This window comes from Nocardia sp. NPDC088792 (assembly GCF_044750615.1).
Lineage (GTDB): Bacteria > Actinomycetota > Actinomycetes > Mycobacteriales > Mycobacteriaceae > Nocardia.
Window position 1 is genome coordinate 112859 of the sequence record NZ_JBIVKC010000005.1, and the last position, 22537, is coordinate 135395.

The 22537-nt window shown below is 67.9% G+C and carries 26 protein-coding genes; 11 read left to right on the plus strand and 15 right to left on the minus strand.

Annotated elements, in window-relative coordinates; genetic code table 11:
- The first annotated feature begins 32 nt into the window (after positions 1 to 32).
- Positions 33 to 254, plus strand: coding sequence for an RNA-binding S4 domain-containing protein (locus ACIP5Y_RS32705; RefSeq protein ID WP_397008033.1), 222 nt, complete (start codon positions 33 to 35; stop codon positions 252 to 254).
- 175 nt (positions 255 to 429) lie between these two features.
- On the opposite strand, the gene rraA is transcribed toward ACIP5Y_RS32705, so the two are convergent.
- Together rraA and ACIP5Y_RS32715 are read right to left on the minus strand one after the other, a co-directional pair.
- A complete protein-coding gene (gene rraA, locus ACIP5Y_RS32710) occupies positions 430 to 918 on the minus strand; it encodes a ribonuclease E activity regulator RraA (protein ID WP_400356053.1) in 489 nt (162 codons plus the stop codon).
- 4 nt (positions 919 to 922) lie between these two features.
- The gene (locus ACIP5Y_RS32715) at positions 923 to 1429 is read right to left on the minus strand and encodes a nitroreductase/quinone reductase family protein (protein ID WP_400356054.1); all 507 of its coding nucleotides are present in this window, start codon (positions 1427 to 1429) and stop codon (positions 923 to 925) included.
- Positions 1430 to 1544: 115 nt separating this feature from the next.
- Between ACIP5Y_RS32715 and ACIP5Y_RS32720 the strand changes: the two genes are divergently transcribed.
- Positions 1545 to 3437, plus strand: coding sequence for a serine/threonine-protein kinase (locus ACIP5Y_RS32720; RefSeq protein ID WP_400356056.1), 1893 nt, complete (start codon positions 1545 to 1547; stop codon positions 3435 to 3437).
- Here the strand turns inward: ACIP5Y_RS32720 and ACIP5Y_RS32725 are convergent.
- The 8 genes from ACIP5Y_RS32725 to ACIP5Y_RS32760 form a co-directional block, all read right to left on the minus strand.
- The gene (locus tag ACIP5Y_RS32725) at positions 3407 to 3859 is read right to left on the minus strand and encodes a DUF1707 and DUF4190 domain-containing protein (RefSeq protein ID WP_400356057.1); all 453 of its coding nucleotides are present in this window, start codon (positions 3857 to 3859) and stop codon (positions 3407 to 3409) included. The two genes, ACIP5Y_RS32720 and ACIP5Y_RS32725, sit on opposite strands and share 31 nt — an antisense overlap.
- A gap of 87 nt (positions 3860 to 3946) precedes the next feature.
- A complete protein-coding gene (locus tag ACIP5Y_RS32730) occupies positions 3947 to 4336 on the minus strand; it encodes a DUF5313 family protein (protein ID WP_400356059.1) in 390 nt (129 codons plus the stop codon).
- A gap of 94 nt (positions 4337 to 4430) precedes the next feature.
- Positions 4431 to 4892 (minus strand): SRPBCC family protein, encoded by a 462-nt coding sequence (locus ACIP5Y_RS32735; RefSeq protein WP_400356061.1) that lies wholly within the window; start codon positions 4890 to 4892, stop codon positions 4431 to 4433.
- A gap of 81 nt (positions 4893 to 4973) precedes the next feature.
- Complete coding sequence (locus tag ACIP5Y_RS32740; protein WP_400356917.1) at positions 4974 to 5936, minus strand: copper resistance D family protein; 963 nt, start codon at positions 5934 to 5936, stop codon at positions 4974 to 4976.
- A 2-nt stretch (positions 5937 to 5938) separates the two neighbouring features.
- Positions 5939 to 6514: a copper resistance protein CopC gene (locus tag ACIP5Y_RS32745; protein ID WP_400356063.1), complete on the minus strand. Its 576-nt coding sequence runs from the start codon at positions 6512 to 6514 to the stop codon at positions 5939 to 5941.
- A gap of 46 nt (positions 6515 to 6560) precedes the next feature.
- The gene (locus tag ACIP5Y_RS32750) at positions 6561 to 7211 is read right to left on the minus strand and encodes a YcnI family protein (RefSeq protein ID WP_400356065.1); all 651 of its coding nucleotides are present in this window, start codon (positions 7209 to 7211) and stop codon (positions 6561 to 6563) included.
- A gap of 47 nt (positions 7212 to 7258) precedes the next feature.
- Positions 7259 to 7825 carry a hypothetical protein gene (locus tag ACIP5Y_RS32755; RefSeq protein ID WP_400356067.1) on the minus strand — a complete coding sequence of 189 codons (567 nt, stop codon included), beginning with the start codon at positions 7823 to 7825 and terminating at the stop codon, positions 7259 to 7261.
- A gap of 12 nt (positions 7826 to 7837) precedes the next feature.
- The gene (locus tag ACIP5Y_RS32760; RefSeq protein ID WP_400356069.1) at positions 7838 to 8476 is read right to left on the minus strand and encodes a DUF6474 family protein; all 639 of its coding nucleotides are present in this window, start codon (positions 8474 to 8476) and stop codon (positions 7838 to 7840) included.
- Positions 8477 to 8687: 211 nt separating this feature from the next.
- Between ACIP5Y_RS32760 and ACIP5Y_RS32765 the strand changes: the two genes are divergently transcribed.
- From ACIP5Y_RS32765 to ACIP5Y_RS32775, 3 genes are all read left to right on the plus strand, one after another.
- Positions 8688 to 10361, plus strand: coding sequence for a TM0106 family RecB-like putative nuclease (locus tag ACIP5Y_RS32765; RefSeq protein ID WP_400356071.1), 1674 nt, complete (start codon positions 8688 to 8690; stop codon positions 10359 to 10361).
- On the plus strand, positions 10358 to 12304 hold the full coding sequence (gene htpG, locus ACIP5Y_RS32770; RefSeq protein WP_400356073.1) for a molecular chaperone HtpG: 1947 nt from the start codon (positions 10358 to 10360) through the stop codon (positions 12302 to 12304). Before ACIP5Y_RS32765 ends, htpG begins: the two co-directional genes overlap by 4 nt.
- 315 nt (positions 12305 to 12619) lie before the next feature.
- Complete coding sequence (locus ACIP5Y_RS32775) at positions 12620 to 12820, plus strand: cold-shock protein (RefSeq protein WP_033085228.1); 201 nt, start codon at positions 12620 to 12622, stop codon at positions 12818 to 12820.
- A gap of 315 nt (positions 12821 to 13135) precedes the next feature.
- Here the strand turns inward: ACIP5Y_RS32775 and ACIP5Y_RS32780 are convergent, their stop codons facing one another.
- Entirely contained in the window at positions 13136 to 13903 is a 768-nt protein-coding gene (locus ACIP5Y_RS32780) for an SDR family NAD(P)-dependent oxidoreductase (protein ID WP_397008059.1), read from the minus strand.
- A gap of 266 nt (positions 13904 to 14169) precedes the next feature.
- Here ACIP5Y_RS32780 and ACIP5Y_RS32785 point away from each other — a divergent pair, with 266 nt between their 5' ends.
- Positions 14170 to 15081 (plus strand): SDR family NAD(P)-dependent oxidoreductase, encoded by a 912-nt coding sequence (locus tag ACIP5Y_RS32785; protein ID WP_400356076.1) that lies wholly within the window; start codon positions 14170 to 14172, stop codon positions 15079 to 15081.
- A gap of 27 nt (positions 15082 to 15108) precedes the next feature.
- On the plus strand, positions 15109 to 15756 hold the full coding sequence (locus ACIP5Y_RS32790; protein WP_400356078.1) for a TetR/AcrR family transcriptional regulator: 648 nt from the start codon (positions 15109 to 15111) through the stop codon (positions 15754 to 15756).
- A gap of 21 nt (positions 15757 to 15777) precedes the next feature.
- On the opposite strand, the gene ACIP5Y_RS32795 is transcribed toward ACIP5Y_RS32790, so the two are convergent.
- The 3 genes from ACIP5Y_RS32795 to ACIP5Y_RS32805 all read right to left on the minus strand — a co-directional run bounded on the left by ACIP5Y_RS32795 (position 15778) and on the right by ACIP5Y_RS32805 (position 18280).
- Positions 15778 to 16551, minus strand: coding sequence for a TMEM165/GDT1 family protein (locus ACIP5Y_RS32795; protein ID WP_400356080.1), 774 nt, complete (start codon positions 16549 to 16551; stop codon positions 15778 to 15780).
- A 296-nt stretch (positions 16552 to 16847) separates the two neighbouring features.
- Complete coding sequence (locus ACIP5Y_RS32800; protein WP_400356081.1) at positions 16848 to 17369, minus strand: peptidase; 522 nt, start codon at positions 17367 to 17369, stop codon at positions 16848 to 16850.
- Positions 17370 to 17656: 287 nt separating this feature from the next.
- Positions 17657 to 18280 carry a superoxide dismutase gene (locus ACIP5Y_RS32805; RefSeq protein ID WP_397008069.1) on the minus strand — a complete coding sequence of 208 codons (624 nt, stop codon included), beginning with the start codon at positions 18278 to 18280 and terminating at the stop codon, positions 17657 to 17659.
- 196 nt (positions 18281 to 18476) lie between these two features.
- Between ACIP5Y_RS32805 and msrA the strand changes: the two genes are divergently transcribed.
- On the plus strand, positions 18477 to 19157 hold the full coding sequence (gene msrA, locus ACIP5Y_RS32810) for a peptide-methionine (S)-S-oxide reductase MsrA (protein WP_397008071.1): 681 nt from the start codon (positions 18477 to 18479) through the stop codon (positions 19155 to 19157).
- A gap of 48 nt (positions 19158 to 19205) precedes the next feature.
- On the opposite strand, the gene ACIP5Y_RS32815 is transcribed toward msrA, so the two are convergent.
- A complete protein-coding gene (locus ACIP5Y_RS32815; RefSeq protein WP_400356084.1) occupies positions 19206 to 19817 on the minus strand; it encodes a hypothetical protein in 612 nt (203 codons plus the stop codon).
- 330 nt (positions 19818 to 20147) lie between these two features.
- Here ACIP5Y_RS32815 and ACIP5Y_RS32820 point away from each other — a divergent pair, with 330 nt between their 5' ends.
- Genes ACIP5Y_RS32820 through ACIP5Y_RS32830 form a run of 3 tightly spaced genes read left to right on the plus strand, consistent with a single transcriptional unit; the run spans position 20148 to position 22486 of the window.
- Entirely contained in the window at positions 20148 to 20480 is a 333-nt protein-coding gene (locus tag ACIP5Y_RS32820) for a rhodanese-like domain-containing protein (RefSeq protein WP_400356918.1), read from the plus strand.
- An 18-nt stretch (positions 20481 to 20498) separates the two neighbouring features.
- Positions 20499 to 21722 (plus strand): DUF4328 domain-containing protein, encoded by a 1224-nt coding sequence (locus ACIP5Y_RS32825; protein WP_400356085.1) that lies wholly within the window; start codon positions 20499 to 20501, stop codon positions 21720 to 21722.
- The gene (locus tag ACIP5Y_RS32830; RefSeq protein WP_397008077.1) at positions 21719 to 22486 is read left to right on the plus strand and encodes a glycerophosphodiester phosphodiesterase; all 768 of its coding nucleotides are present in this window, start codon (positions 21719 to 21721) and stop codon (positions 22484 to 22486) included. Before ACIP5Y_RS32825 ends, ACIP5Y_RS32830 begins: the two co-directional genes overlap by 4 nt.
- Positions 22487 to 22537: the final 51 nt, after the last annotated feature.

Genomic DNA, 22537 nt, shown 5'->3' on the forward strand with positions numbered 1-22537 from the left:
AGTCCCGGATGCCGCGGGTGAGGATGTACCCCATGTCGGATCCAGTCGATGTCCCGATCGAGGACGATGTCATTCGGCTCGGCCAGTTCCTGAAACTGGCGAACCTCATCGATTCCGGTGCGGAAGCCAAGACCGTCATTGCGGAGGGTCTGGTCCGGGTGAACGACGAGGTCGAGTTCAGGCGCGGCCGGCAGTTACATGCCGGTGATGTCGTCGTCCTCGCCGGCCACAAGGTTCGGGTCACCAGCGCCTGATCACCACTCCACGCGGGCACACAGCCTCCAATCGCTCTCGGAAAACCTCTGGGGACTTCGCCCGCCGGAGTCCATCTTGGCGGTTGCGGCCGGGGAAACCCCCTGTGAGTTTCCGTAGAGTTGGCTCCCTGAAAGCTGCGCGAGTGTGCCTGACCTGCGGTACCGGGAGTCGGTGCTAACCCTCGGCGCGCACGACGACGCCGTCGGGGTCGCTGTAGAGCATGTCGCCGGGAACGAAAGTGACACCGCCGAATTCGACCGGTACGTCCTTGTCGCCGGATCCGGTCTGGGTGCTCTTGCGCGGGTTGGTGCCGAGGGCCTTGAGGCCGATGGGCAGGGTGCGCAGGATCGCCGAGTCGCGGACGGCGCCGTTGACGATGACCCCGGCCCAGCCGTTGTCGACGCCGCGGCCGGCGATGATGTCGCCGACGAGGGCGGTGTGCACGCTGGCCCCGCCGTCGACGACCAGCACGCGGCCGGCGCCGGGTTCGCCGAGCGTCTGCTTGACCAGGAGATTGTCCTGGAAGCAGCGAATGGTCACGATGCGGCCCGCGAACGTGTCGTTGCCGCCGAACTGGATGAACTGGGTGTCGCAGCTGCGGATCTCGGGGCCGATCTCGTCGGCCAGGTCCGCGGTGGCCACCGCGTTAGCTGATTCGGTCACGTGCCTATCTTGTCAGGGCGAAAATCCGCAAGTCGCGTGTGGTGCGGTTGCGGTAGGCGGTGTACGCCTCGGTGGTCTCGGCGAAGCGTTCGAAGATGCCCTGCTTGCGGTCCTCGTCGGTGACGAGGGTGGCGGTGACCGGAATGTGCTGTCCGGCGATGGCGACCTCGGCGGCCGGATTGGCGAGCAGGTTGCCGGTCCACGCGGGGTGGTGTTCCTGGCCGAAGTTGGAGCCGATGACGTAGAGCGTGTCGCCGTCGTGCACGTACAGCAGTGGCGTGGTGCGCGGTTCGCCGGATTTGCGGCCGATGGTGGTGAGCAGGATGACGGGTGCGCCGATGGGCCCGAGGATCGTGTACTTGCCGGCGGTGCGTTCCAGCACCTTCCGGTCGAGCGGGGTCAGCTTCCGGATCACCAGTGACCCGAGCTTGGTGGCGGCGAACGGACTGGCGATGCGCGACAGCAGATTCGTGCGCGAGCCCCAGATGCTTTCGGGGAACTGATCGGTCATGGCTCGGACCTTAGTCGTAAAAGCGCGCCGTCACCGCACGGTAATCGGCCGGTGCCGGGCGCCGCGCGGGCGCATACTTGCGGCACCCGCTGGGCATTTCGGGGAGGGCAGGACTGTGGAACCGGCGATCGATCGGGATCCCGCAGAGGATGCCGACTACCGCAGCACGCTGATCGCGAGCCAGGGGACGCGGGAATCCTTGGAGGACATCGATGTCGGTGATCGGGTGGACGATTTCGATCTGCTGGTGGAATTGGGCAGCGGCGCTTTCGCCCGCGTCTTCCTGGCCCGGCAGCGGTCCATGCAGCGCCTGGTGGCGGTGAAGATCTCGCAGGATCACGGCACCGAGTCGGAGACGCTGGCGCAGCTGGATCATGAGCACATCGTGCGCGTGTTCGATCAGCGGCTGCTGGCGGACAGCGAACTGAAACTCCTGTACATGCAATACCTTCCGGGCGGCACGCTGTCGAAGGTGCTGAGCCTGGTGCGGGCGCGGCCGCCGGTGCAGCGGGACGGCGGGCTGCTGCTGGAGGCGGTGGACGCGTCCATGCGCGATCGCGGTGGACTGGTGCCGAGCGAATCCGCGACGCGCAGCGAGCTGGCGGCGAGGAGCTGGCCGGAAACCGTTGCGTGGCTGGGCAGTCGGTTGGCGCGGGCGCTGGATTACGCGTCCGCGAACGGTGTGCTGCATCGCGATATCAAACCGGCGAATGTGCTGCTCACCGCGGACGGCGTACCGAAACTGGCCGATTTCAATATCAGTTTCAGTCAGCAGGTGGCGGGTACGAGTCCGCTCGCGTATTTCGGCGGTTCCCTGGCGTACATGTCGCCGGAGCAACTGGCCGCCTGTCATCCGCAATTGCCGGACACCGCAGCCGATCTCGACGGCCGCAGCGATACGTACGCGCTGGGTGTGGTGCTGTGGGAACTGCTCACCGGCCACCGCCCGTTCGACGACGAGGCGCGGGCCGGTGATTCCGAATCCTCCCTGGAGCGCATGCTGCGCTTGCGGCAGCATGCCGTCGATCCCGCTGAACTGCCGCCGGATTGCCCGCCCACCCTGCGCCGGGTGCTGCTGAAATGTCTGGCGCCGGACCGCGCGGATCGCTGGCCGTCGGGTGCGGCGCTGGCGCAGCAGCTGGAGCTCGTCCTGGACGAGCGGGCGCGGGATCTGGTGGATCCGCCGCCGAACAGCTTGCGGGCCAAGGTGGGACCGTGGGCGTTGCTGCTGCTCATCACGGCGGCCAGTGTGCTGGGCGATTTCCTGGGCATGCTGTACAGCAATCTGCACAATCATCCGTTGTTCCAGCTCTGGTTCTCGCCGGGGGAGCGGGCGAGTATGCAGGCGGTGGGTCTGTCGCTGGCGCTGGTGACGACTCCGGCGGCCATGGTGATCACGAATGTGCTGTGCCGCCGGGCCTTTCTGGTGTGGCGCGGCGTGCGGCGGGGCCGGGATTACGGTCCGGCGACGCTGGCGGCGGCGCGCCGGGACACGCTGATCGACGGTGACCGGGTGGCGCTGGTGGCGTTCGGCTGCTGGGTGGTGTCGGCGGTGGTGGCCGCGGCGGCGTTGGTGGCGTGGACGGATCTGGCGCCGGCCCGGATCGCGAATCTGGCGGTGACGCTGCTGGTTTCGGGGGCGATCGCGGTGGCGTACCCGTTCTTCGTGGTGAATTTCTTCGTGGTGCGGTGTTTCTATCCGCGGTTGTTGCGGCACGGGGAGACGGCCAGTGATCACGAGGCGCTGCGGGCGCTGGCCCGCCGGTGCACGCGGTATCTGGCGGTGGCGGTGGCGATTCCATTGATCGGCGTGGTGACCAGTCTGATGTCCCTGTCGGGGCCGGAGGCGGCGCTGGTGCTGACGCCGATCAAATGGTTGTGCGTGCTGGGGGTGCTGGGTTTCCTCGGCGCTTACTGGTTGTTCCGGCAGACGGAGGCGGATCTACGCGCGTTCGATCGTGCGGTGTCGGCGCCGCCTCATCGGAAGACGCCGACGCCTTTGATGTAGAGCCAGCCGAAGATGAGCATCCACATGGCGCCGACGGCGAGTCCGGCGATGGCGAAGCCCTTGTCGTCGCGGCGTTCCGGGTCGACGGTGAGGGCGATGAGGCCGAGGACGACGGCGGGGACGGCGGTGAGTCCGCAGAGGAAGCCGAGGACGCCGAGTACGAAGGCGGTGATCCCCATGCCGTGCGTGCGTGGCGCGACCGGTTGGTAGAACGTCGGGGAAATCGCGCGCTGCCATGGTAATCCGGTCATGACCGCGTCCAGGTCGGCGAAGGTCCGGGCGTTGAGCGCGTATCCGATGCGTTCGGACAATTCGTCCGCATTGATGCGCCCGGCTTGGAAGTTCTGTTTGAGTGCTTCGATCGCGCGTTCCCGATCCGCGTCGCCCGCGTAGAAATGCCCGCTCGCCCAGTGAGGTTCCATGGTGGTTCTCCGTCGAACCGAGGCCGGAATTGCTTTTGTCTCAGCGTATTCCTGTGCGCGGGTGCGCCGCTCGAATCGAGATGCGGATTACAGGTTTTCGCTGGGCGGGTGCTGTTGCCGGTAGGCGGCGCGGGCGGCGGCTTCGCGTTGCCGGCGGTCGAGGTCGGCGAGCGCCGGATCGAGGCCGTGCTTGATGAGCCGGTTGCGCCGGAACACGTAGGTGAGTGCGGCGGTGAAGTAGATGAGCGGAATGTAGAGCAGCGCCATCATGGCGAGGCCCATCCAGAGTGGTCCGGGGATGAGCAGGAACAGGCACAGCACCGGAATGATCGGCAGCAGGATGCGCAGCAGGTAGCGGCGGGTGGCGCCGGGTCCGGTGATGTCGTCGAGTACCCAGGCGGCGAGGGAGGGCGGCAGGGTGCGGCCGCAGATGTAGCCCAACCGCTGGAAGGGTGTCGGCGCAGTGCGTTCGGGCATGCGTCCAGGATCCCTGGTGCGGGTCGGGGCGGACAACCTCGGGGGCCGGCGGCTCTGACGGCCCCGCCCGGAGGGCAAGGGGAGGTGCCGGTGATCAGGCGTTGGTGCGTTCGGCGTGGAATGCGCGGACCTGGGTGACCAGGTTCTTGGTGGAGCCCTTCACGGCGAGCTTGACGAAGGGTTCGATGGTCTTGCCGAGGAGTTTGCCCGCGAAGCCGCCCGGCACCCGGTAGTCGACGATGGCGTCGATGGTGCAGGATTCCTCGCCCTTGTCGTGGAAGAGGAAGGTGGATTCGATTTCGAAGCCCTTGATGGATTTCACGGCGATGGCGTAGCCGGGTTCGTGCCGCACGATCTTGATGGTGGAGTGCAGGGTGACGGGCCCGAGCGAGATGGTGCCGTCGAAGGTGGCGTCCACGCCCTCGGTCTGATCGGTGATCGGCGTGAAGGCGCTGATCTCATTGATGAATTTCGGCAGGTGCCGGTAATCGTTGACGTAGGCGAAGGCCGATTCGGCCGAGGCGGCGCAGTCCGCGACGATCTTGACTTCGGTCATGGCAGAGACAGTAACGGGTTCCAATTCCACTCGCAGACGACGTGGTGGAGGCCACTGCGTGCCCGCCCCGCCGGTTCTCGGTCACGCGGTGACGGCCAGGGTGCCCGCCAGCCCGAAGGCCACGGCCATCACCAGCACCTCGAAAATCGCACGGCGCAACGACGATTCGGCGCTCATCCGATGGTCCTCGGCGACCGGCACCCACCGGCGCCGCCACCACCAGCCGAGCCCCAGCAGTGCGGCGAGAATCACAGTCTTGGCGAGCAGGATCCGCCCGTACCCGGTGGTCACGAACGGGGTCAGTCCGTGCTCGTGCACCAGCGCGTTGATCACCCCGGTCACCGTCACGGTGGCGGCCAGCGGCAGCGCCCACTGCGAGAACCGCGGCAGCAGCACCGCCCATTCGCCGCGGGTGCGCACGGTCAGCGCCAGCGCCAGCAGCAGCCCGAACCAGGCGGCCGCGGCCAGCGCGTGCACGGCCCCCAGCACCGACCCGAAGGTCTGCTGCGACATATGGCCGGTGATGGGCCGCAGCGCCAGCGTCACCGCCGTGAAGACCAGCACCAGATCCGGAGCGGCCCGGTCGGGGCTGCGGAAACCGAAGGCGCCGTAAGCCGTGACCGCGCCGCAGCCGATCAGCAGTGCGATGCCGATCTGCCCGCCGCTCGCGGTCGAGAGATAGTCCCCGAGCTGCGGTGCGCTCAACCGGTGCGCCGGAATGCCTTGCACTGCGGCGGCTTCCAGCACCAGCATGGTGAATTCCAGTGCCGTCCACAGGGCCGCGATCACCGTGAGCAGCCGCCATCGCGGCGGTAGCCGCACGGACAGCCGGGGCAGTGCGGCCAGGCCGAGCACGATCGCGCCCGCACCGTCGGCACCGGCCCGCACCGCCGCCTCGTCCTGTACCGGATCGTTTCCGGCCAGCAGCCAGGCCAGTGCCGCACCGGCGAGGCCGAGCGGGACGACCAGGAGCAGCAGCCACCGCAGTGAGCTGCTGCCGCCGGTCGTCCCGCGCTCCCGGCGACGATCGGTGCGGTCGGACAGGTTCACTCGGCCTGCTTGCCCCGTCCGCCGAACAGCGCGAAGGCCAGGCCGCCGCCGAACAGCACGACCGCGCCGACGATGAACACCCACAGCGGCACGCCGCCGCCGCTCGAGCCGCCCTCGGACTTGGCCGCGCTGTCGGCCTTCGGGCCCGGAGTTCCGTTGCCCGCCTTGGTCAGCGTGAAGGTGCGCACGCCGCTGACCGGATGCCCGTCCGCGGAGGTGACGCGGTAGGCGACCTTGTATTCACCGACGGGTCCGAGCTCGCCGACCGGGATGCTGATGGTCGCGCCCGTGATGGCGGGTTCGCCCTTCGACCACAGGTTGCCGTCCGGTCCGGTGACCGTCATGGACGGGAAGGCGGTCTGCAGGTTCTCGTTGAACGTGATGCTCGCCTGCGCCGGGGAGGTGTCGAGCTGCGCGCCATTGTCCGGGCTGGAGCTCACCGGCACCGAATGCGCGCTCGCGACACCACCGCCCAGCAGGGCGAAACCGAGGGCCAGCAACGCGGTCACCAGTCCCGCGAGCAGGGCGCGGCCGGTCGGGTGTGCGCCCGATGTCCTTGGGCGGATGCTCATGTCGGTTCTCCGGCTCTCGTGGTGCGGATGCTGTCGCCGGATCCGTTCACGATCGGCGGCTTCGGATGACGCTGCCCAGTCCGAGTGCCGCGCCCAGCGCGCCGAGCGCGAGGCCGATGCCGCCGAGCCAGCGGGCGGTGTCGTCGGTGCTCTTGCTGTCGGCGGCTTCGGGGGCGGGCCCGCCGTCGTCGTCACCGCCCTTGCCGGCCGCGAGGGTCAGCAGAGGCGCGGGGTTCTCGGGTTCGCTGCCGTCCTTGCCCATGGGCTCGTTCCAGTTCACGATCTTGCCGTCGCTGTAGGTCTGGACGGCGTTGAAGGTGACCTTGTCCTGCTTGGGCAGCGGCCCGACCGCGATGGCGAAGCGCTGGAACTGATCCGGCGCGATGCCCGGGTTGCCGGGGTTGGCGGTCCAGGTGACGCCGGTGATGTCGCCCTGCGGGCTCTTCTCCAGGGCGGCGGTCCAGCCCGGAATCGGTTCGGTGCGAGCGCTCTTCAGGCTGGGCAGGGCGATGGTGAGCTTGGTGGTGGTGGCCGTCGCCGACTCGTCGGGGACCCGGAAGGTGGCGACGGCGTAGCCGCCCTGCGTCGCACCGGGCGCGTCCACGACGACGTGCGCGGACGCGATGCCCGCGCCGAACAGGGTGAGACCGGTGACGGCGCCGCCGGTGACGAGCGCGCGCGAAAGGGAGGTGTGCATGGAGTGAATTGCCTTCTCTGACGAAAGGTTACGGGGTGAGTGGGGTTTCACGCCGTGACCGGTGGGGCGCGCGGCCCGATCGCACCCAGTCCGGGAAGGGTTTTCGGTACGGTGACCGACTGCGCCCACGGCGCCCGCATTCCGCTCGCCGCCCGCGCATGCGGCCGGGTCAGGGCGACCCGGACCGCCTGCGAGACAAGCGCATACAGCCGTTCGGCGACGAGAATCAGGAGCGCGCAGGCGACCGCCGCCGCGGCGTGCGCGGCCGCCATCATCCCGTCCATCGTGAATCCCGTTGCGGGGAAACCCGTTGCGGGGAAACCCATGGTCCCCGAACCGTGCTCGTGCGCCATGGAGCCGCTCAGCACGGTGTGGCAGGCGGGCTGCCCGAGCGTCATCAGCGCGGGCAGCGTCCACGGCGAGCGCAGTGTCCCCGCGCCCGCGCCGAGCGCGAGGGCCGCGAGCGCCAGCAGCGTGAGCCCGGAGGTGTCCGGGTACCCGCCGCCCGCGAGTCCGTGCGCCGCGACCGCGAGGGCCGCCATGGCGAGCCCGGTCAGCCCACCGCGCACCGCCCGAACGCCCTGCGGGCCGGTCGTGCGTGCGCGGTTGTGCATCGGGGCAGGGGTTCAGTTCACGCCGAGGCGTGCGAGCACGTCGGCTTCGATGCCGGAGAGCTCGTTGGAGATGGAGGCGTGCACGGCGCGGCGGCGCGGCACCGGCATCTGGGCGGCGGTGCGGATCGCGGCGGCCAGGCTGTCCAGGCGGTCGCGGGTGGCCGCGGCGAACTTCTTCGTCTCCACGTCGGAGTTCTTGCGCTCCAGATCGTTCAGCGTGGATTCGATGCCGGCCAGCCGGGCCTGCAGTTTGGCGCCGGGTCCGGAGAATTCGCTGAGTTGATCGAGGCCGACACCCAACTGCTGGGCGCGGCGGGTGTCGATCTGCCCGCGCAGCAGGGTGGCGCCGCGGTAGGCGAGGGGCGCCAGCACCGGCAGCAGCAGGCGCGCCACGCCGAGGTACTTGCGGACCGACGCCACGCTGAACACATCGCGCTCGGCCTTGGCGGCGAGCTTCAGCGCGACCTTCTCCTCGGCATTGAGTTTGGCGATCTCCGCCTTGGCGACCTGGCGCTGGGTGCGCGCCTCGGCGCGATGCTTCTTCCGCTCGTTGCGGGCGCCGAGCTTGGCCTCCACGGCGGCCTTGTGCTTGAGGGCTTTCGCTTCGGCCCGGCGGCTGACCGGCTTCTTGCGCTTGGTGAACAACCCCATTGGTGGCCTCCGTCATGCTGGTTCGCCATGGCAGCACAGGGCCGGGGGAAATGCCTGTCCGCCCATGAAACACAGTGTGCGAATCACCCTAACGGTACGGGTGGCGGTTACACCGCCACACCCCTGTTCGAGGTCGCGAATTCGACTCATGAGTGCACCGGTTGGGGGCGGGGCACGGGGTATGTCGGGGGTTGAGGCCATACTTCTAGGCGTGTATTCGGGCATCGGTGACCATGGCGAGCGGGCCGCGTTTCTGGACGCGCGCGCGCTGATCGGGTGCCGGCACCGGCTTTTTCTGGACGCCCACCACCCTGGGGTGTTGACCGGAGTGGCCGAGGACGCCGGCGTGCAACAGCGGCGGGAGGCGGCGGCCCAGCATCGATTGCAGGTGCGGGACACGCTGGTCGCGGCCGATCCGGACCGCTGGACGATCATCGCGCCGGGGCAGCCGGCGGGGCAGCGGGCGGCGGCCACCATGGCCGCGATCGAGGCCGGGGCGGAACGCATCTGGGGTGGCCTGCTGCCGCAGGAGTCCGATACGGGCCGCCGCGGCGGGTGCGAGATCCTGTGGCGGGACACCGATCGGGGCGGCTATATCCCGATCATCGTGGTGAATCACAAGGTGACCGATCCCCGGCAGCCGGATCCGGCCGATCATCATCCGCTGACCAGTGACCTGTATCGCTGGAATCCGCAGCCGGACAAGCATGTCCGCACCCGGCCGCAGCCGCGGGATCAGCAGCGGCTCGCGCATCTGTATCGGATGCTGCAGCGGCACGGGCAGGCCAGTCCGTCGCTGGCGGGCGGCGCGATCGGCTATCACTTCGACCGGATCCTGGTGCACGATCTGGGGCCGATCCTCGACGATTACGACCGCCGCTACGCCGAGCGCATCGCGGTGGTGCGCGGGGAACTGCCGACGGTCCCGTCGAAGGTGCCGGAGTGCCGGCAATGCCCGTGGTGGACCCGCGCTCCCGAGGAGGGCGATCTCAGTTGTGCGCAGTGGCTGTCCGAGCATCGGGACGTGAGCCTGGTGGCGCCGGGTTCGCGCGCCGAGGTGCTGCGCCGGCACGGCGTGGAGACCATCGACGATCTGGCGGCCTGGACGGGCGACGATCCGGACGACTGGCAGTACGAGCCGTTCACGGAAACGATTGTCACGGCCCGCGCCTGGGCCACCGGCGCCCCGCTGGTGCGGCGGGTGGATCGGGTCCGGGTGCAGCGCGCCGATGTCGAGGTGGATGTGGACCTGGAGAGTTTCCAGGAGCACGGCGCCTACCTGTGGGGCACCCTGCTGGACGGCGTGTACCGCCCGTTCGTCACCTGGGATCCGCTGCCCACCGAGGACGAGGGCCGCTCCTTCGCCGAGTTCTGGACCTGGCTGATGGAAGTGCGCGCCGATGCGGCGGCGACCGGCAGAACCTTTGCCGCCTACTGCTATTCGCGCACCGCCGAGGACAAGTGGCTGTACGAGTCGGCGCGGCGTTTCGCGGGCCGCCCGGGTGTGCCCACCGAGCGTGAGGTGCAGAAGTTCGTGGACGGCCCGCAGTGGGTGGACATGTTCCAGGCGGTGTCGGAGCAGTTCATCTGCCCGAACGGCAAGGGCCTCAAGAAGATCGCGCCGGTGGCGGGTTTCGCGTGGCGGGATCCGGAGGCGGGTGGTGAGGCGTCCATGTCCTGGTATCGGCTGGCGGTCGGTTACGACGGTGGCGAGCCGGACATGTCGCAGCGCACCCGCATCCTCGAATACAACGAGGACGATGTGCTGGCCACCAAGACGCTGCGGGATTGGATGACCGATCGGGCCGACGCCGAGGTGCCGGCCATCGCGGATTTCGCCCGCCGCCCCGCGGCGTCGGGGGCGGACAGTAATATCGCGTCGTGACCGAACACGTCGAACACCTGGAGTTTCAGGCCGAAACCCATCAGCTGCTCGAGCTGATGATTCACTCGGTCTATTCGAATAAAGACACCTTCCTGCGGGAGTTGATCTCGAACTCCTCGGACGCGCTGGACAAGCTGCGCATGGAGTCCTTCCGAGACAAGGACCTGCAGGCCGATATCTCCGATCTGCATATCGAGCTGGCCGCCGATCGGGAAGCACGCGTACTCACGGTGCGCGACAACGGCATCGGCATGTCGCGCGCCGAGGTCGTGGATCTGATCGGCACCCTGGCCAAGTCGGGTACCGCGCAGTTGCGCAAGCAGTTGCTGGAGACCAAGCCGGACACCGCGGCCGAGGAGTTGATCGGCCAGTTCGGTATCGGCTTCTACTCGACCTTCATGGTGGCCGACAAGGTCACGCTGAGCACCCGCAAGGCCGGTGAAACGACCGGTACGCGTTGGGAATCCGCGGCGGGCAGCCCGACCTACACCATCGAGGAGCTGGCGGAGGCCCCGCAGGGCACCACCGTCGAACTGCATCTGAAGCCGGCCGACGAGGACGATCACCTCTTCGACTACACGCAGGAGTGGAAGCTCCGCGAAATCGTCAAGAAGTACTCGGATTTCATCGCCTGGCCGATTCGCATGGATGTCACCCGCACCGTCATGGACGGTGAGGGTGAGGACAAGACCGAGAAGGAACTCACCGAAACCCAGACTCTGAACTCGCAGAAGGCGCTGTGGACGCGCCCGAAGAGCGAGGTCTCGGACGAGGAGTACAAGGAGTTCTACAAGCACGTCTCGCACGCCTGGGACGATCCGCTGGAGATCATCCCGATGAAGGCGGAGGGCACCTTCGAGTATCAGGCGCTGTTGTTCCTGCCGCAGACCGCCCCGTTCGACCTGTTCACCCGCGAGCACAAGCGCGGCGTGCAGCTCTACGTGCGGCGCGTGTTCATTATGGACAACTGCGAAGAGTTGATGCCGGAGTACCTGCGCTTCGTGAAGGGTGTGGTCGACGCACAGGACCTGTCGCTCAATGTCTCCCGCGAGATCCTGCAGCAGGACCGGCAGATCCGGGCGATCCGCAAGCGCCTGGTGAAGAAGGTGCTGTCCACCATCAAGGACCTGAAGAACGCCGAGGACCAGGAGAAGTACCGGACCTTCTGGCGTGAGTTCGGCCGGGTCCTGAAGGAGGGCATGCTCTCCGACACCGACAACCGCGAAACCATCCTGGCCGTCTCGTCTTTCGCGTCCACCCACTCGGAGAGCGAGCAGACCACCCTCGCCCAGTACGTCGAGCGGATGCCGGAGAGTCAGCAGGCCATCTACTACCTGACCGGCGAATCCCGGCAGCAGATCGAGAATTCGCCGCATATGGAGGCGTTCCGGGCCAAGGGCCTGGAGGTGCTGGTGCTGACCGATCCGGTCGACGAGATGTGGGTGGGTTCGGTGCCGGAGTTCGACGGCAAGCCGATCCAGTCCATCGCCAAGGGTGAGATCGATCTGGAGTCCGAGGACGAGAAGAAGGCGTCGGAGGCGTTGCGGGAGCAGCAGGAGAAGGATTTCTCCGAGCTGCTCACCTGGATGCAGCAGGCGCTCGACGCGTCGGTGAAGGAGGTGCGACTGACCGCACGGCTCACCACCTCCCCGGCCTGCATCGTGGGCGATGTGTTCGATTTCACTCCGATGCTGGAGCGCATGTACCGCGCCTCGGGGCAGGAATTGCCCGACAGCAAGCGGATTCTGGAGCTGAACCCGGCGCATCCGTTGGTCACGGGACTGCGTGACGCGTATGCCGAGCGCAAGGACGGCGACACCACCGGTCTGGCCGAGACCGCCGAACTCCTCTACGGCACTGCGGTTCTCGCGGAGGGTGGCGAGTTGAAGGATCCGGCGCAGTTCGCGCGGATTCTCGCGGAGCGCCTGACGAACACGCTCTGAGCTCGCGGCTTGTCCGGGCCCCCGCGGTGTCGCCGCGGGGGCCCGGTCTCATAGCGAGCGGGAATTGGTCATGCTTGGAATGTCACAACTGTGATGCCGGTTATGACCAGTGAATCCGGGGAACTTCACGCTCGCGCGTACGTTGTACGTCTTGGTCGTACGTTTTCGTGTTTGTGTTCAACTGCTCGCGCGGAACATTGTGCGGGCGTCGCTACACCTTGCAAGTCAAGTTGTCAGCCGCCTTCTGATTCGACCCGGCTGCCGCTACCGCGGCCGCCACGCACCAAAAGAGAAACACCTCGTCAGGAGAAGGTAATGGTTCAGGGCACCGTCAAGTGGTTCAACGCGGAGAAGGGCTACGGCTTCATCGCCCGCGAGGACGGCCCCGACGTTTTCGTTCACTACTCGGAGATCGAGGGCAACGGATACCGTCAGCTCGAGGAAGGCCAGGCGGTCTCCTTCGAGATCACCGAAGGCAAGAAGGGCCCGCAGGCCGCCGCAGTGCGTCCTCACTGAGGCTGTTCGCCCTCACTGATTCGGTCCGGACGCCCGCCTAGCGAGCGCCGCCCCGCTTCGAAACAACAAAGCCCGCACCGGGATTCGGTGCGGGCTTTGCTCGTTCCAGGGGACCTTCCCCGCCCGGCCTCAGCGGGCATCGCCGTGCGAGCCACGGGGATTGGGCTCCCCCTCTTGCGCCGGGGCAAGGGACCCTCCTCCACGGGGTTTGGGTCCTCCATGGGGTTTGGGGTTCCCGCCCTCCTTCAGGGGTGTGGGGGCTTGCCCCCACATTTCCCATCCGGGGTACGGGGGCGTAGCCCCCGGGACCCAGCGTCAGCGCGGCGCCATGCGGAGGGCGCCGTCCATGCGGATGGTCTCGCCGTTCAGGTAGTCGTGCTCGGTGATGTACTGCGCGAGCTGCGCGTACTCGTCCGGCCGGCCCAGGCGGGACGGGAACGGCACGCCGGCCTCGAGGCCCTTGCGGTACTCCTCGGTGACGCCGGCGAGCATCGGGGTGTCGATGATGCCGGGCGCGATGGTGTTCACGCGGATGCCGAACTGTGCCAGGTCACGCGCGGCCGGGATGGTCATGCCGGCGACGCCGCCCTTGGAGGCGGAGTAGGCGATCTGCCCGATCTGGCCTTCGAACGCCGCCACGGAGGCGGTGTTGATGACCACGCCGCGCTGGCCGTACTCGTCGACCGGATCGGTCTTGGAGATGGCGTCGGCGGCGAGCCGCATGACATTGAAGGACCCGAGCAGGTTCACGGTGATGACGGTGCGGAACAGCTCGAGGTCGTGCGGTCCGTTCTTGGACAGGATGCGTCCCGCCCAGCCCACGCCGGCGCAGTTGACGACGATGCGCAGCGGCACACCGGATTCCACGACCGTGGCGACGGCGGCCGCCACCTCGTCACCGCTGGTGACATCGGTGGGGATCAGCGTGACGCCGGCCGGGACGCTGTCGCCGGCGCGTTCGATGGACTGCGGCAGGTCCAGCCCGAACACGGTCGCGCCCGCATCGGCGAACCGCTTGGCGGTGGCCGCGCCCAGCCCGGATGCGCCTCCGGTGATGATGGCGGCGGAGCCCGAAATCTCCACGGTGGTTGGTCCTCTCTGACGTGGACGGCCCTCTCACTGGCCTTCCGTCAACAAGCACCATAACGGGACAGGCATTGCGGACATTCGGGGGCCGGGTTGTGTCTCGGGGCGGGTAGGAGTAGTGGCGGTCGCCGCTGAGCTGCGGTTGTGCAACTTTCACAAGATCGTTCCGGGCTTGCGGCTCATGCGAACTCGGCGAGCATTCGCCCGCTCATGGGCTGAATTTCTGCGAACATGCGTGTTCGTCTAGTGGTACGGTGACTTGCATGAACGCCCGCACGGCCCGACGACTGCGCCGTGGTCTCCTACGACCGGCTCCGCAGGTGGCCGGGAAACGCATCTTGGTCACGGGAGCGGCCCGCGGCATCGGCGCGGCCCTGGCCCGTCAGTTGCACGCGCACGGTGCGCATGTCGCACTGCTCGGTATCGAGCAGGACCTGCTCGCGGAGGTGGCCGCCGAATGCGGTGAGGCCCCGTGGCGGTACTGCGATATCGGTGATCCGGCGCAGGTGGAGCGCGTGATCAATTCTCTCGCAGCCGAATTGGGCGGCCTGGACGCGGTGGTCGCGAACGCCGGCATCGCCCGCCAGCTGTCCCTGCTGGGCGGCGATCCGACGATCATGGAGGAGACGCTCGCCGTCAATGTCCTCGGCGCCTACTACACCTTGCGCGCCGCGGGCCCGCACATCGCGCACGCGAACGGCTATGTGCTGCTGGTGACTTCGCTCGCCGCGGCCGTGCATCTCCCGTTGGCGGGCGCGTACAGCGCCTCCAAGGCCGCGGTCGAGGCGCTCGGCAACACCCTGCGAATAGAACTGCGGCACACCGGCGCTCGCGTCGGCATGGCGTATTTCGCGGAACTCGACACGGAGATGACGAGCCGTGGTTTCGGCACGGCGGCCGCGCGCGACATTCTGGGCCGTTCCACGGTCTCCGGTATCGCGCCGCTGGGCCCGGCCATCGATGCCATGGAGCAGGCTCTCGCCCGTCGTTCCCGTCGCATCGTGTCCCCGTATTGGGTGGGTGCGGTGCTCTGGTGTCGACCGCTGGCGCAACGTGTGATCGACTATGCGTTGCGGGGCGGCGTCGCGTCCGGATTGGATATCGCCCGTGCCGAACCGGCGTCGTTCACCACCGATCAGCCCGCTCGTCCCCGCAGAATGAGGAAGCTCGCCTGACCACCCCGGCACAACGGAGTCCACCGCATGACCGATTCGGCCGTCACCGCCCGTCAGCTGCCCCGTGGCCGCCACGGGTTGCCCCGCGAGACCGTGGTCGCCGCGCAGCGGGATCGCATCCTGCTGGCCATGGCCGAGGCGATGACCGAGAACGGTTATGTCGGAACGCCTGTGGCCGCGGTCATCAAACGCGCCGGTGTCTCCCGCGAGACCTTCTACGAGCAATTCCGTTCCAAGGAGGACTGTTTCGAGGCCGCCTACGAGCGGGCCGCGGAACTCATGCTGACCGGCATTCTCGCCGCGACCGGTACGGAGTTCGAGGGTGAGACGCATGCGCACCGCATCGAACGCCTGCTCACCGCCTACTTGGACGCCCTGTCCGCCGAACCCGCCTACGCCCGCCTGTTCCTGGTGGAGGTGTACGCGGTCGGCACCGAGGCCATTGCCCGCCGCAGTCAGCTGCAGGAGACCTTCGTCGCCATGGTCGCCGATATTCTCGGCGCGGACACCGATGCACAGTTCTTCGCCTGCCAGATGCTGGTCGCCGCACTGAGTTCCATGGTCACCGCCCGGATCGCGGTGGGTGACCTGGAGGGCCTGCGCGCCCTGCGTGAACCCTTGCTGGCCATGATCCGCCGCAGCGGCGAACTGTTCGGCCTGCCGTTCGGGGAGTGATCGCCCGGGCCGCGGTGCCGTTCAGGCCGTGCGTCTCCGGGCGGGGGTCTCGGTAGCCGCGCTGTGGGGCGCAGGGATGGGCGCGATCGCGGGTTCCCCGGTTGTTTCCGCGGCGGGTGCACTGTTCTCCCGCCGGCGCAGCAGCACGATCACCAGCCCGGCGAGTGCGGGCAGGACGGCGGAAGCCAGCGCGATCACGACCGTGCCGAGGTGCTCGGCGTAGGCATCGAGCAGGGTCATGCCCGCGAAGTACAGGAACAGCAGCCCGGAGCAGACCGCGATGAACCGTTCCGGAATGTGCTTCCCGACGGTCACGCCGATGAGGATGGCGAGCCCGCCCGCGGCGACCATGCCCAGGCTGGACCCGAGCCATACGCCCAGCCAGCCGTTCTTGGTGGCGAGCGCCATGGCGGCGAACATGGTCCGGTCGCCGAGTTCGGCGAGCAGGAAGGCGGACAGCACCACCAGGAAGGCATTGCGTGTTCTGGCTTGCGGCGCAGCCTTTTCGGTGTCCTCGCCGGTATCGGGTTGCAGGGTCTCGCGCAGTGTGAACACGCCGACGATGAGCAGGGTGGCGGCGGCGAAGATCGCGATGACGGTGGTGGGCAGTGCCGCCCCGAGGAAGTGCCCGACGCCGACGGCGATGAGGTTCACGGCGAAGCTGGCGACGGTGATGGCGGCGAGCACGGTGGCCCAGTGGTAGCGCAGCGCGAAGGTCAGGGCCATGAGTTGCGATTTGTCGCCGAGTTCGGCGAGGAACAGCACGCCGAATGTCAGCAAAATCGTGGTGATCATGGTGGGTCAGCTCTCCAGGTCTCCGGCCTGTCAGCTGAATGCGGGGGTGCTTCAGCCGACACCGCACCGGTAAAACGGTTTGGTTTTCTTCGGCCGAAGGTCTCGCCCACCGGAGGTCCGGTTCGTGCAGCCGGATCCCGGGGTGGGACCAGTATGTCGACTGCGCGATTGGGGGCTACTCCCCTTCGCTCGCCGCCATGCTACTCCGGCAAACCGGGCGCGTGCAAACCCGGCGTGTCGAAATCGCAATGCGCGCAATAAGTTTGGATGTACGGATGGTTGGAGTTCGGGAACCCTTAAGCGGCCAGCAGCATGGCCAGAACCGCGGTATCGGGATCACTGATCGGGTCGACCCCGACCCGGGAAACCATCGAGGTCACCGCGCCGTCACTGTCTGTTTCCACCCACGCCGCCCGATGTTCCAGCCCGAGATGCGGCAGCCCCGGCAGCAGCAGGCAGCCGGAGGCCGCGCCGGAGCATTCGGGGAGCGAGGGCCGGGTCTCGCGCGGCGGATGCAGCATGATCAGGGCAGGCGGCACATGTCCGGCAAACTTCCCGGGCTGCAACCCTTCCTGACCGAGAATCGTGCCTTCGGCGATGACCAGGCCGACCATGCCCGGTTGTGGTTCGTCGGGCAGTTCCTCGCGCGCCCCGAACACCGTGGTGGTCGGCAGCAGGCCCGGCAGGCCGGCCACGCGCACGGCGAGGACCAGCAATTGTGCCCATTCCTTGGTGGAGTCCGGCCAGCGGCCGGAGATCACGAATCCCCGCAATGATCCGTGTGCGTGGAACGGCATGACGCCGATCTGCTCACTCATCGTGTGCCTCCCGAAAATCGAACCCGGGGCGGCTTTGCCCGTCCTGCTGCTGGGAACACCAAGATGCGCCCGAACGGAACTGGCACACAAGTACCAGAGAGTGCTAGCAGCCGCATTGCACGACGCACAACGCGCCGCTCCGGCCCCGGAAACGACAAAGGGCCCGCGAACCTCCATGGGTTCGCGGGCCCGAAACCCGGGCGTGTCGCCGGGTTCACCGTCCATTCGGGGGTTTCGGGGGCTGCGTCCCCGTCCGTCCCGTGCGGGGGCGTGCGCCCCCGGAGGCATCAGCCGAAGATCAGGCCCTTGCCCTGGCTGACGGCCTTGGCGTGCCGCTGCTCGATCTCGGCCCAGTTGACGACGTTCCAGAACGCCTTCACGTAGTCGGCCTTCACGTTCTTGTACTGCAGGTAGAACGCGTGCTCCCACATGTCCAGGCCCAGCAGCGGGATGATGCCCAACGGCACGTTGCCCTGCTGATCGGTCAGCTGGAAGGTGAGCAGCTTGCCGGACAGGGTGTCCAGGCCCAGCCACGCCCAGCCGGAGCCCTGCAGGCCGTTGGCGGCGGCGGAGAACTGCGCGACGAACTTGTCGAACGAGCCGAACTGGTCGTCGATGGCGGCCGCCAGATCGCCGGTCGGCTTGTCGCCGCCGTCCTTGGACAGCGTCTTCCACCAGATGGAGTGGTTGACGTGGCCACCCAGGTGGAAGGCCAGGTTCTTCTCGTTCAGGAAGATGGCGGCGTGATCGCCCTTGTCGCGGGCCTCTTCCAGCTTCTCGAGCGCGGCATTCGCGCCGGCGACGTAGGCGGCGTGGTGCTTCGAGTGGTGGAGTTCGTTGATCTGCCCGGAGATGAACGGTTCCAGAGCGCTGTAGTCGTAATCAAGTTCCGGCAGCGTGTAAACAGCCACGATGTCCCTTCCTCAGTGTCGGGGCCGTGCGCCCTCGGTGTTCCGAGAGTCACCCAACCATCATTCGTACACCCGCTTCCCGGCAACCGGGCTGCGTGCCCCCATATTCCGGCGGATGTATATCTTTCTCACCTGTTGGACCCGCGGTGATCGCAACATCGTCGCCCGCGGTATCCCGTCCCGTAGCATCGAATTCATGTCGTTCTTCGACGAGTTCGTCGGCCGTTTACGACTACCCGAGCCGACCATGGTGAAACGGGACCAAGCCCTGCCGGGCCGGGCCGAGGCACTGCTCGTGCCGGAGAAACATTTCGTGAACGGCCATCCACTGCAACCGCCGTTCCCGGCCGGAATGCAACTCGCGGTGCTGGCCATGGGCTGTTTCTGGGGCGCCGAACAGGGCTATTGGCAGCTGGACGGCGTCTACAGCACGGCCGTCGGCTATGCGGGCGGATTCACGCCGAACCCCACCTACGAGGAGACCTGTTCGGGCCGCACCGGGCATACCGAATCGGTACTGGTGGTGTTCGATCCGCAGGTCGTCGACTACGCCGGAATTCTGCGGCAGTTCTGGGAGAACCACGATCCGACGCAGGGCATGCGGCAGGGCAATGACCGCGGCACCCAATACCGGTCCGCGGTCTTCACATTCGATGACGAGCAGGCGAAGCTGCTGGCGGAGTCGAGGACGGCGTATCAGGAACGCTTGACAGCGGCCGGATTCGGCGAGATCACCACCGAAATCGCGCCGCTGCCGGACCTTTCCGCCTTCTACTACGCGGAGAGCTACCACCAGCAGTATCTGGCCAAGAATCCCGGCGGCTACTGCCCGGATCACGGCACGGGGGTCGCCTGCCCGATCGGGCTGGGCGCCTGAGCCTTCCGGATCCGGGATCGGGGGGCGCCGGCCCCCCGATATCTGCTGCTACAGCGGCGGCACGATATTCGGCCGCATGGTGCGCGGGTCGCCCGCGTCGTGCGCCTGCCACCAGCGCACACCGCCCGCGATGAACTGCTCGAGCGGAATGTCGTTGCCCTGCTTGCCGGTCACGGTGATGCCCTCGAACCAGACCCGGACGTCGAGTTCGCGCGGGTCGACGCCCTCCTCCTGGGAGATCTCCAGCATGTGGGCAGCCGGGGTTTCACTGATCACGGTGTCGAAGCTGAGCAGCTTCTTCCACTGCGTCCAGGCGGTGTCGTCGAGGTCGAAGAATTCCCAGCCGTGCAATCCGCCGCCGCCGAAGCTGTTCACCGCGTCGTGCAGGCCGTCGAGGGCGAGGGGGAGCACGACCGGCTCCAGATCGTCCCAGGCCTGGCGGCGCAGCGAGGCGGCGACGCGGCTGACCCCGGTGAGGGTCAGGTAGATATCGCAGTCGTCCGGCGGCGGGCCGTCGACCGGAAGCGTCAGTACGTCGAGTTCCAGCCGGAGTGTGCCTGCTGCCGTATCGACGTCGATGCCGAGGCATGTTGCCTCCGACAACGCGGTGTTGAGTCCGGTGATGTCCAGTCCGTCGAGTAGCCCCCTGCTCACTGTCATAGCGCCAGGCTACCGATCTTGCCCGGCAGGACCCAGTATTTCCTTTTTTCGGTAGTGTTGTCGTCTTTTTTCGGGTGACCCGGAACCATGGGCTCACCTGCGGCGTCAGAGTTGGTAGGGCCACTCCGCAGGGCCCTGTCGGCCGGCCGCTCCGGAACCTGGAGGGGACTTCCGGATCGGCCGATCCGGACAGGTCCGGACCTGTGGATCAGGTTGTGGATTATGTGGATAACTCCGCTGCGGTGGCCCAGCACACCACGCCCGCGCGGAGCCCGTGGCAGGATCGAAACCGTGACTAGCCCGCATATCCCCTCGGTACCCATCGACGCCGTGCCTGCGGAATTCGATGCCCCCGAGCCCTGGGCTGCCGACGAGCCCGCACCCGCCCAGCTCCTGGACGTCCGGGAGGACGACGAATGGCAGCTCGGGCACGCGCCCGGCGCGATCCACATCCCGATGACCGATGTGCCCGCCCGCATCGAAGAAATCGATATCGACGCCCAGGTCTACGTGATCTGCCGGCAAGGCGGCCGTTCCATCCAGGTCGTGCAGTACCTGAACAATGTCGGCTTCGAGGCCGTCAATGTGACGGGTGGCATGGTGGCCTGGCAGCAAACCGGGCGCCCGCTCACCGGCGACGGTGACGCACCGAAGATCTACTGACGCAGGGAGATGGAGCCGATGGCTGGGGGACGCGACTCGCGCACCACGGTGGTACAGCCGTGTGCCCGCTGCGGCGCCCGCTGGGCGGTACAGAACAAACCGCTGCACTGGTGCCCCCGCTGCCACGGTGTCCTGCTCTCGCCCGCACCCGTGGACGCGCCACCGCAGCGCCGCAACTATCGCTGGGTCGCGCGCCCGCCCGGCCGCCGCACCGCCGACCGCAATGGCGCACGCCCGCAGCCCGATCCGGGCACGCCCCGCTACACGCAGATGCCGCGCTGGGGTCTGCAGGATCGCCCGCCCGTCGAGGCGCCCGCGCCGCGCCGCCCGCTGGCGCCGCTGACCACGCGCGTCCCGCGACTGCTGATCGCCACCGCGGTCATGTTCGGCCTGGCCGCGCTGGCCGAATTCGGCCGCTACGGGGTGTTGCTGTACAACCGGTCCCGGCTCGTCCAGCCCGCGGTGCTGTGGACTTCCGATGTCTCCGTGATCATTACGTCCGCGCTGTCGCTGGCGCTCGCGCTGGTGACTGCGGTCGCCCTGGTGGGCTGGCTCGCCGAAACCCGTAAGGGCGCGTATGCGGCTGCGGGTGAAGAGGATCCGCGGTCCCTGCGCCTGCTGGTGCTGGGTTGCGTGGTGCCCGTGGTGAATCTGGTGTGGCCGGGCGTCTTCCTCACCGAGATCGTGCGGGTGGGCGAGCGTGCCGCCGCCCGCCGGGCCGCCATGGGCAAGCGTCGCGTCGCCGCATCCGGATCGCCTGCCGCCGGATCTGCCGGTGCCACCGGCGATTACGCGCTGCTCGGGGATCCGCGACTGCTGCGCGCGGTGCGGATCTGGTGGGCCGTCTGGGTACTGAACGCGGTCCTGGTGGTGATCGCGTCGCTGTTCCGGCTGACGAACACACTGCAGGCGCAGGCCAACGGCGTCGAGGTCACCATCCTGACGAACCTGGTCGCGGCGGGAGTCGCGGTGCTGTCGCTGGCCCTGGTGCGGGCCTTCGCCGGCCTGGATCTGCGCGGCCACCCGCGGGTCGTGCACCGCTGGCTGATGTCGACCGGACCGGCTCGTCCGGTCATCGAACCGGTGCATGCCGGGGCCGCCCGGAGCGAATCCGGTTCCACCGGACGCGCGCCCGCGGCCGCCGTCGGGAATGATGAGCTCACCGCACCGATTCCGGACGACGGCCCCGCCGTCACCGACGGTGCGCCGCAAGCCGAGCAAGAGGAGGTATTGGCGAAGTGAGCCGGGCCAGTCGTGCGCCGTTCGTGGTAGCGCACCGGGGGGCGTCGGCGGCGCGACCCGAACACACCCTCGCCGCATACGAACTCGCCCTGCAGGAGGGCGCCGACGGTGTCGAATGCGATATCCGGTTGACCAAGGACGGGCACCTGGTCTGCGTGCACGACCGCACCATCGACCGCACCTCCACCGGATCGGGCGCGGTCAGCGAACTGACCCTGGACGAGTTGAACGCTGTCAACTTCGGCACCGCGGAACAGCCCGAAGGCGTCCTGACACTCGCGGCGTTGATCGAACTCGTCCTGGACTGGAAGAGCCGCCCCACCAAACTCTTCATCGAGACCAAGCACCCGGTCCGCTACGGCGCCCTCGTCGAGACCACCCTGCTGAACGAGTTGCAGCGCTACGGAATCGCGGCCCCCGCCTCCGCGGACCACTCCCGCGCCGTCGTGATGTCCTTCGCGGCCACCGCCGTCTGGCGCATCCGCCGCGCGGCCCCGCTGCTCCCCACGGTCCTGCTCGGCGAATCCTCCCTCTACCTCGCAGGCGGCGCCGCCCACACCGTCGGCGCAACGGCCGTCGGCCCCTCGGTCCGCACCCTGCGTGAGCACCCCGACCTCGTCGACAAGGCCGCCGCCGCGGGCCGCGCCACCTACGTCTGGACCGTCGACGAACCCGACGACGTCCGCCTCTGCGACGACCTCGGCGTCGACTGGGTGGCCACCAACCTCCCCGGCCGCACGAAGAGCCTGCTCACCCCGGCCTGAACTGCGAAACTTCCACCGACATAAGCCATTACCCTCAGGTTCGCGGCCCGG

Bases quoted from the DNA above. Each gene is read 5' to 3' on its own strand.
- ACIP5Y_RS32790 (WP_400356078.1), top strand. From the start codon at position 15,109: ATGACCGATTCGGCCGTCACCGCCCGTCAGCTGCCCCGTGGCCGCCAC.
- ACIP5Y_RS32725 (WP_400356057.1), bottom strand. From the start codon at position 3,859: ATGGAACCTCACTGGGCGAGCGGGCATTTCTACGCGGGCGACGCGGAT.
- ACIP5Y_RS32785 (WP_400356076.1), top strand. From the start codon at position 14,170: ATGAACGCCCGCACGGCCCGACGACTGCGCCGTGGTCTCCTACGACCG.
- ACIP5Y_RS32815 (WP_400356084.1), bottom strand. From the start codon at position 19,817: ATGACAGTGAGCAGGGGGCTACTCGACGGACTGGACATCACCGGACTC.
- ACIP5Y_RS32795 (WP_400356080.1), bottom strand. From the start codon at position 16,551: ATGATCACCACGATTTTGCTGACATTCGGCGTGCTGTTCCTCGCCGAA.
- ACIP5Y_RS32755 (WP_400356067.1), bottom strand. From the start codon at position 7,825: ATGCACAACCGCGCACGCACGACCGGCCCGCAGGGCGTTCGGGCGGTG.
- ACIP5Y_RS32715 (WP_400356054.1), bottom strand. From the start codon at position 1,429: ATGACCGATCAGTTCCCCGAAAGCATCTGGGGCTCGCGCACGAATCTG.
- ACIP5Y_RS32750 (WP_400356065.1), bottom strand. From the start codon at position 7,211: ATGCACACCTCCCTTTCGCGCGCGCTCGTCACCGGCGGCGCCGTCACC.
- ACIP5Y_RS32775 (WP_033085228.1), top strand. From the start codon at position 12,620: ATGGTTCAGGGCACCGTCAAGTGGTTCAACGCGGAGAAGGGCTACGGC.
- ACIP5Y_RS32760 (WP_400356069.1), bottom strand. From the start codon at position 8,476: ATGGGGTTGTTCACCAAGCGCAAGAAGCCGGTCAGCCGCCGGGCCGAA.
- ACIP5Y_RS32800 (WP_400356081.1), bottom strand. From the start codon at position 17,369: ATGAGTGAGCAGATCGGCGTCATGCCGTTCCACGCACACGGATCATTG.
- ACIP5Y_RS32735 (WP_400356061.1), bottom strand. From the start codon at position 4,892: ATGACCGAAGTCAAGATCGTCGCGGACTGCGCCGCCTCGGCCGAATCG.
- msrA (WP_397008071.1), top strand. From the start codon at position 18,477: ATGTCGTTCTTCGACGAGTTCGTCGGCCGTTTACGACTACCCGAGCCG.
- ACIP5Y_RS32730 (WP_400356059.1), bottom strand. From the start codon at position 4,336: ATGCCCGAACGCACTGCGCCGACACCCTTCCAGCGGTTGGGCTACATC.
- ACIP5Y_RS32745 (WP_400356063.1), bottom strand. From the start codon at position 6,514: ATGAGCATCCGCCCAAGGACATCGGGCGCACACCCGACCGGCCGCGCC.
- ACIP5Y_RS32705 (WP_397008033.1), top strand. From the start codon at position 33: ATGTCGGATCCAGTCGATGTCCCGATCGAGGACGATGTCATTCGGCTC.
- ACIP5Y_RS32825 (WP_400356085.1), top strand. From the start codon at position 20,499: ATGGCTGGGGGACGCGACTCGCGCACCACGGTGGTACAGCCGTGTGCC.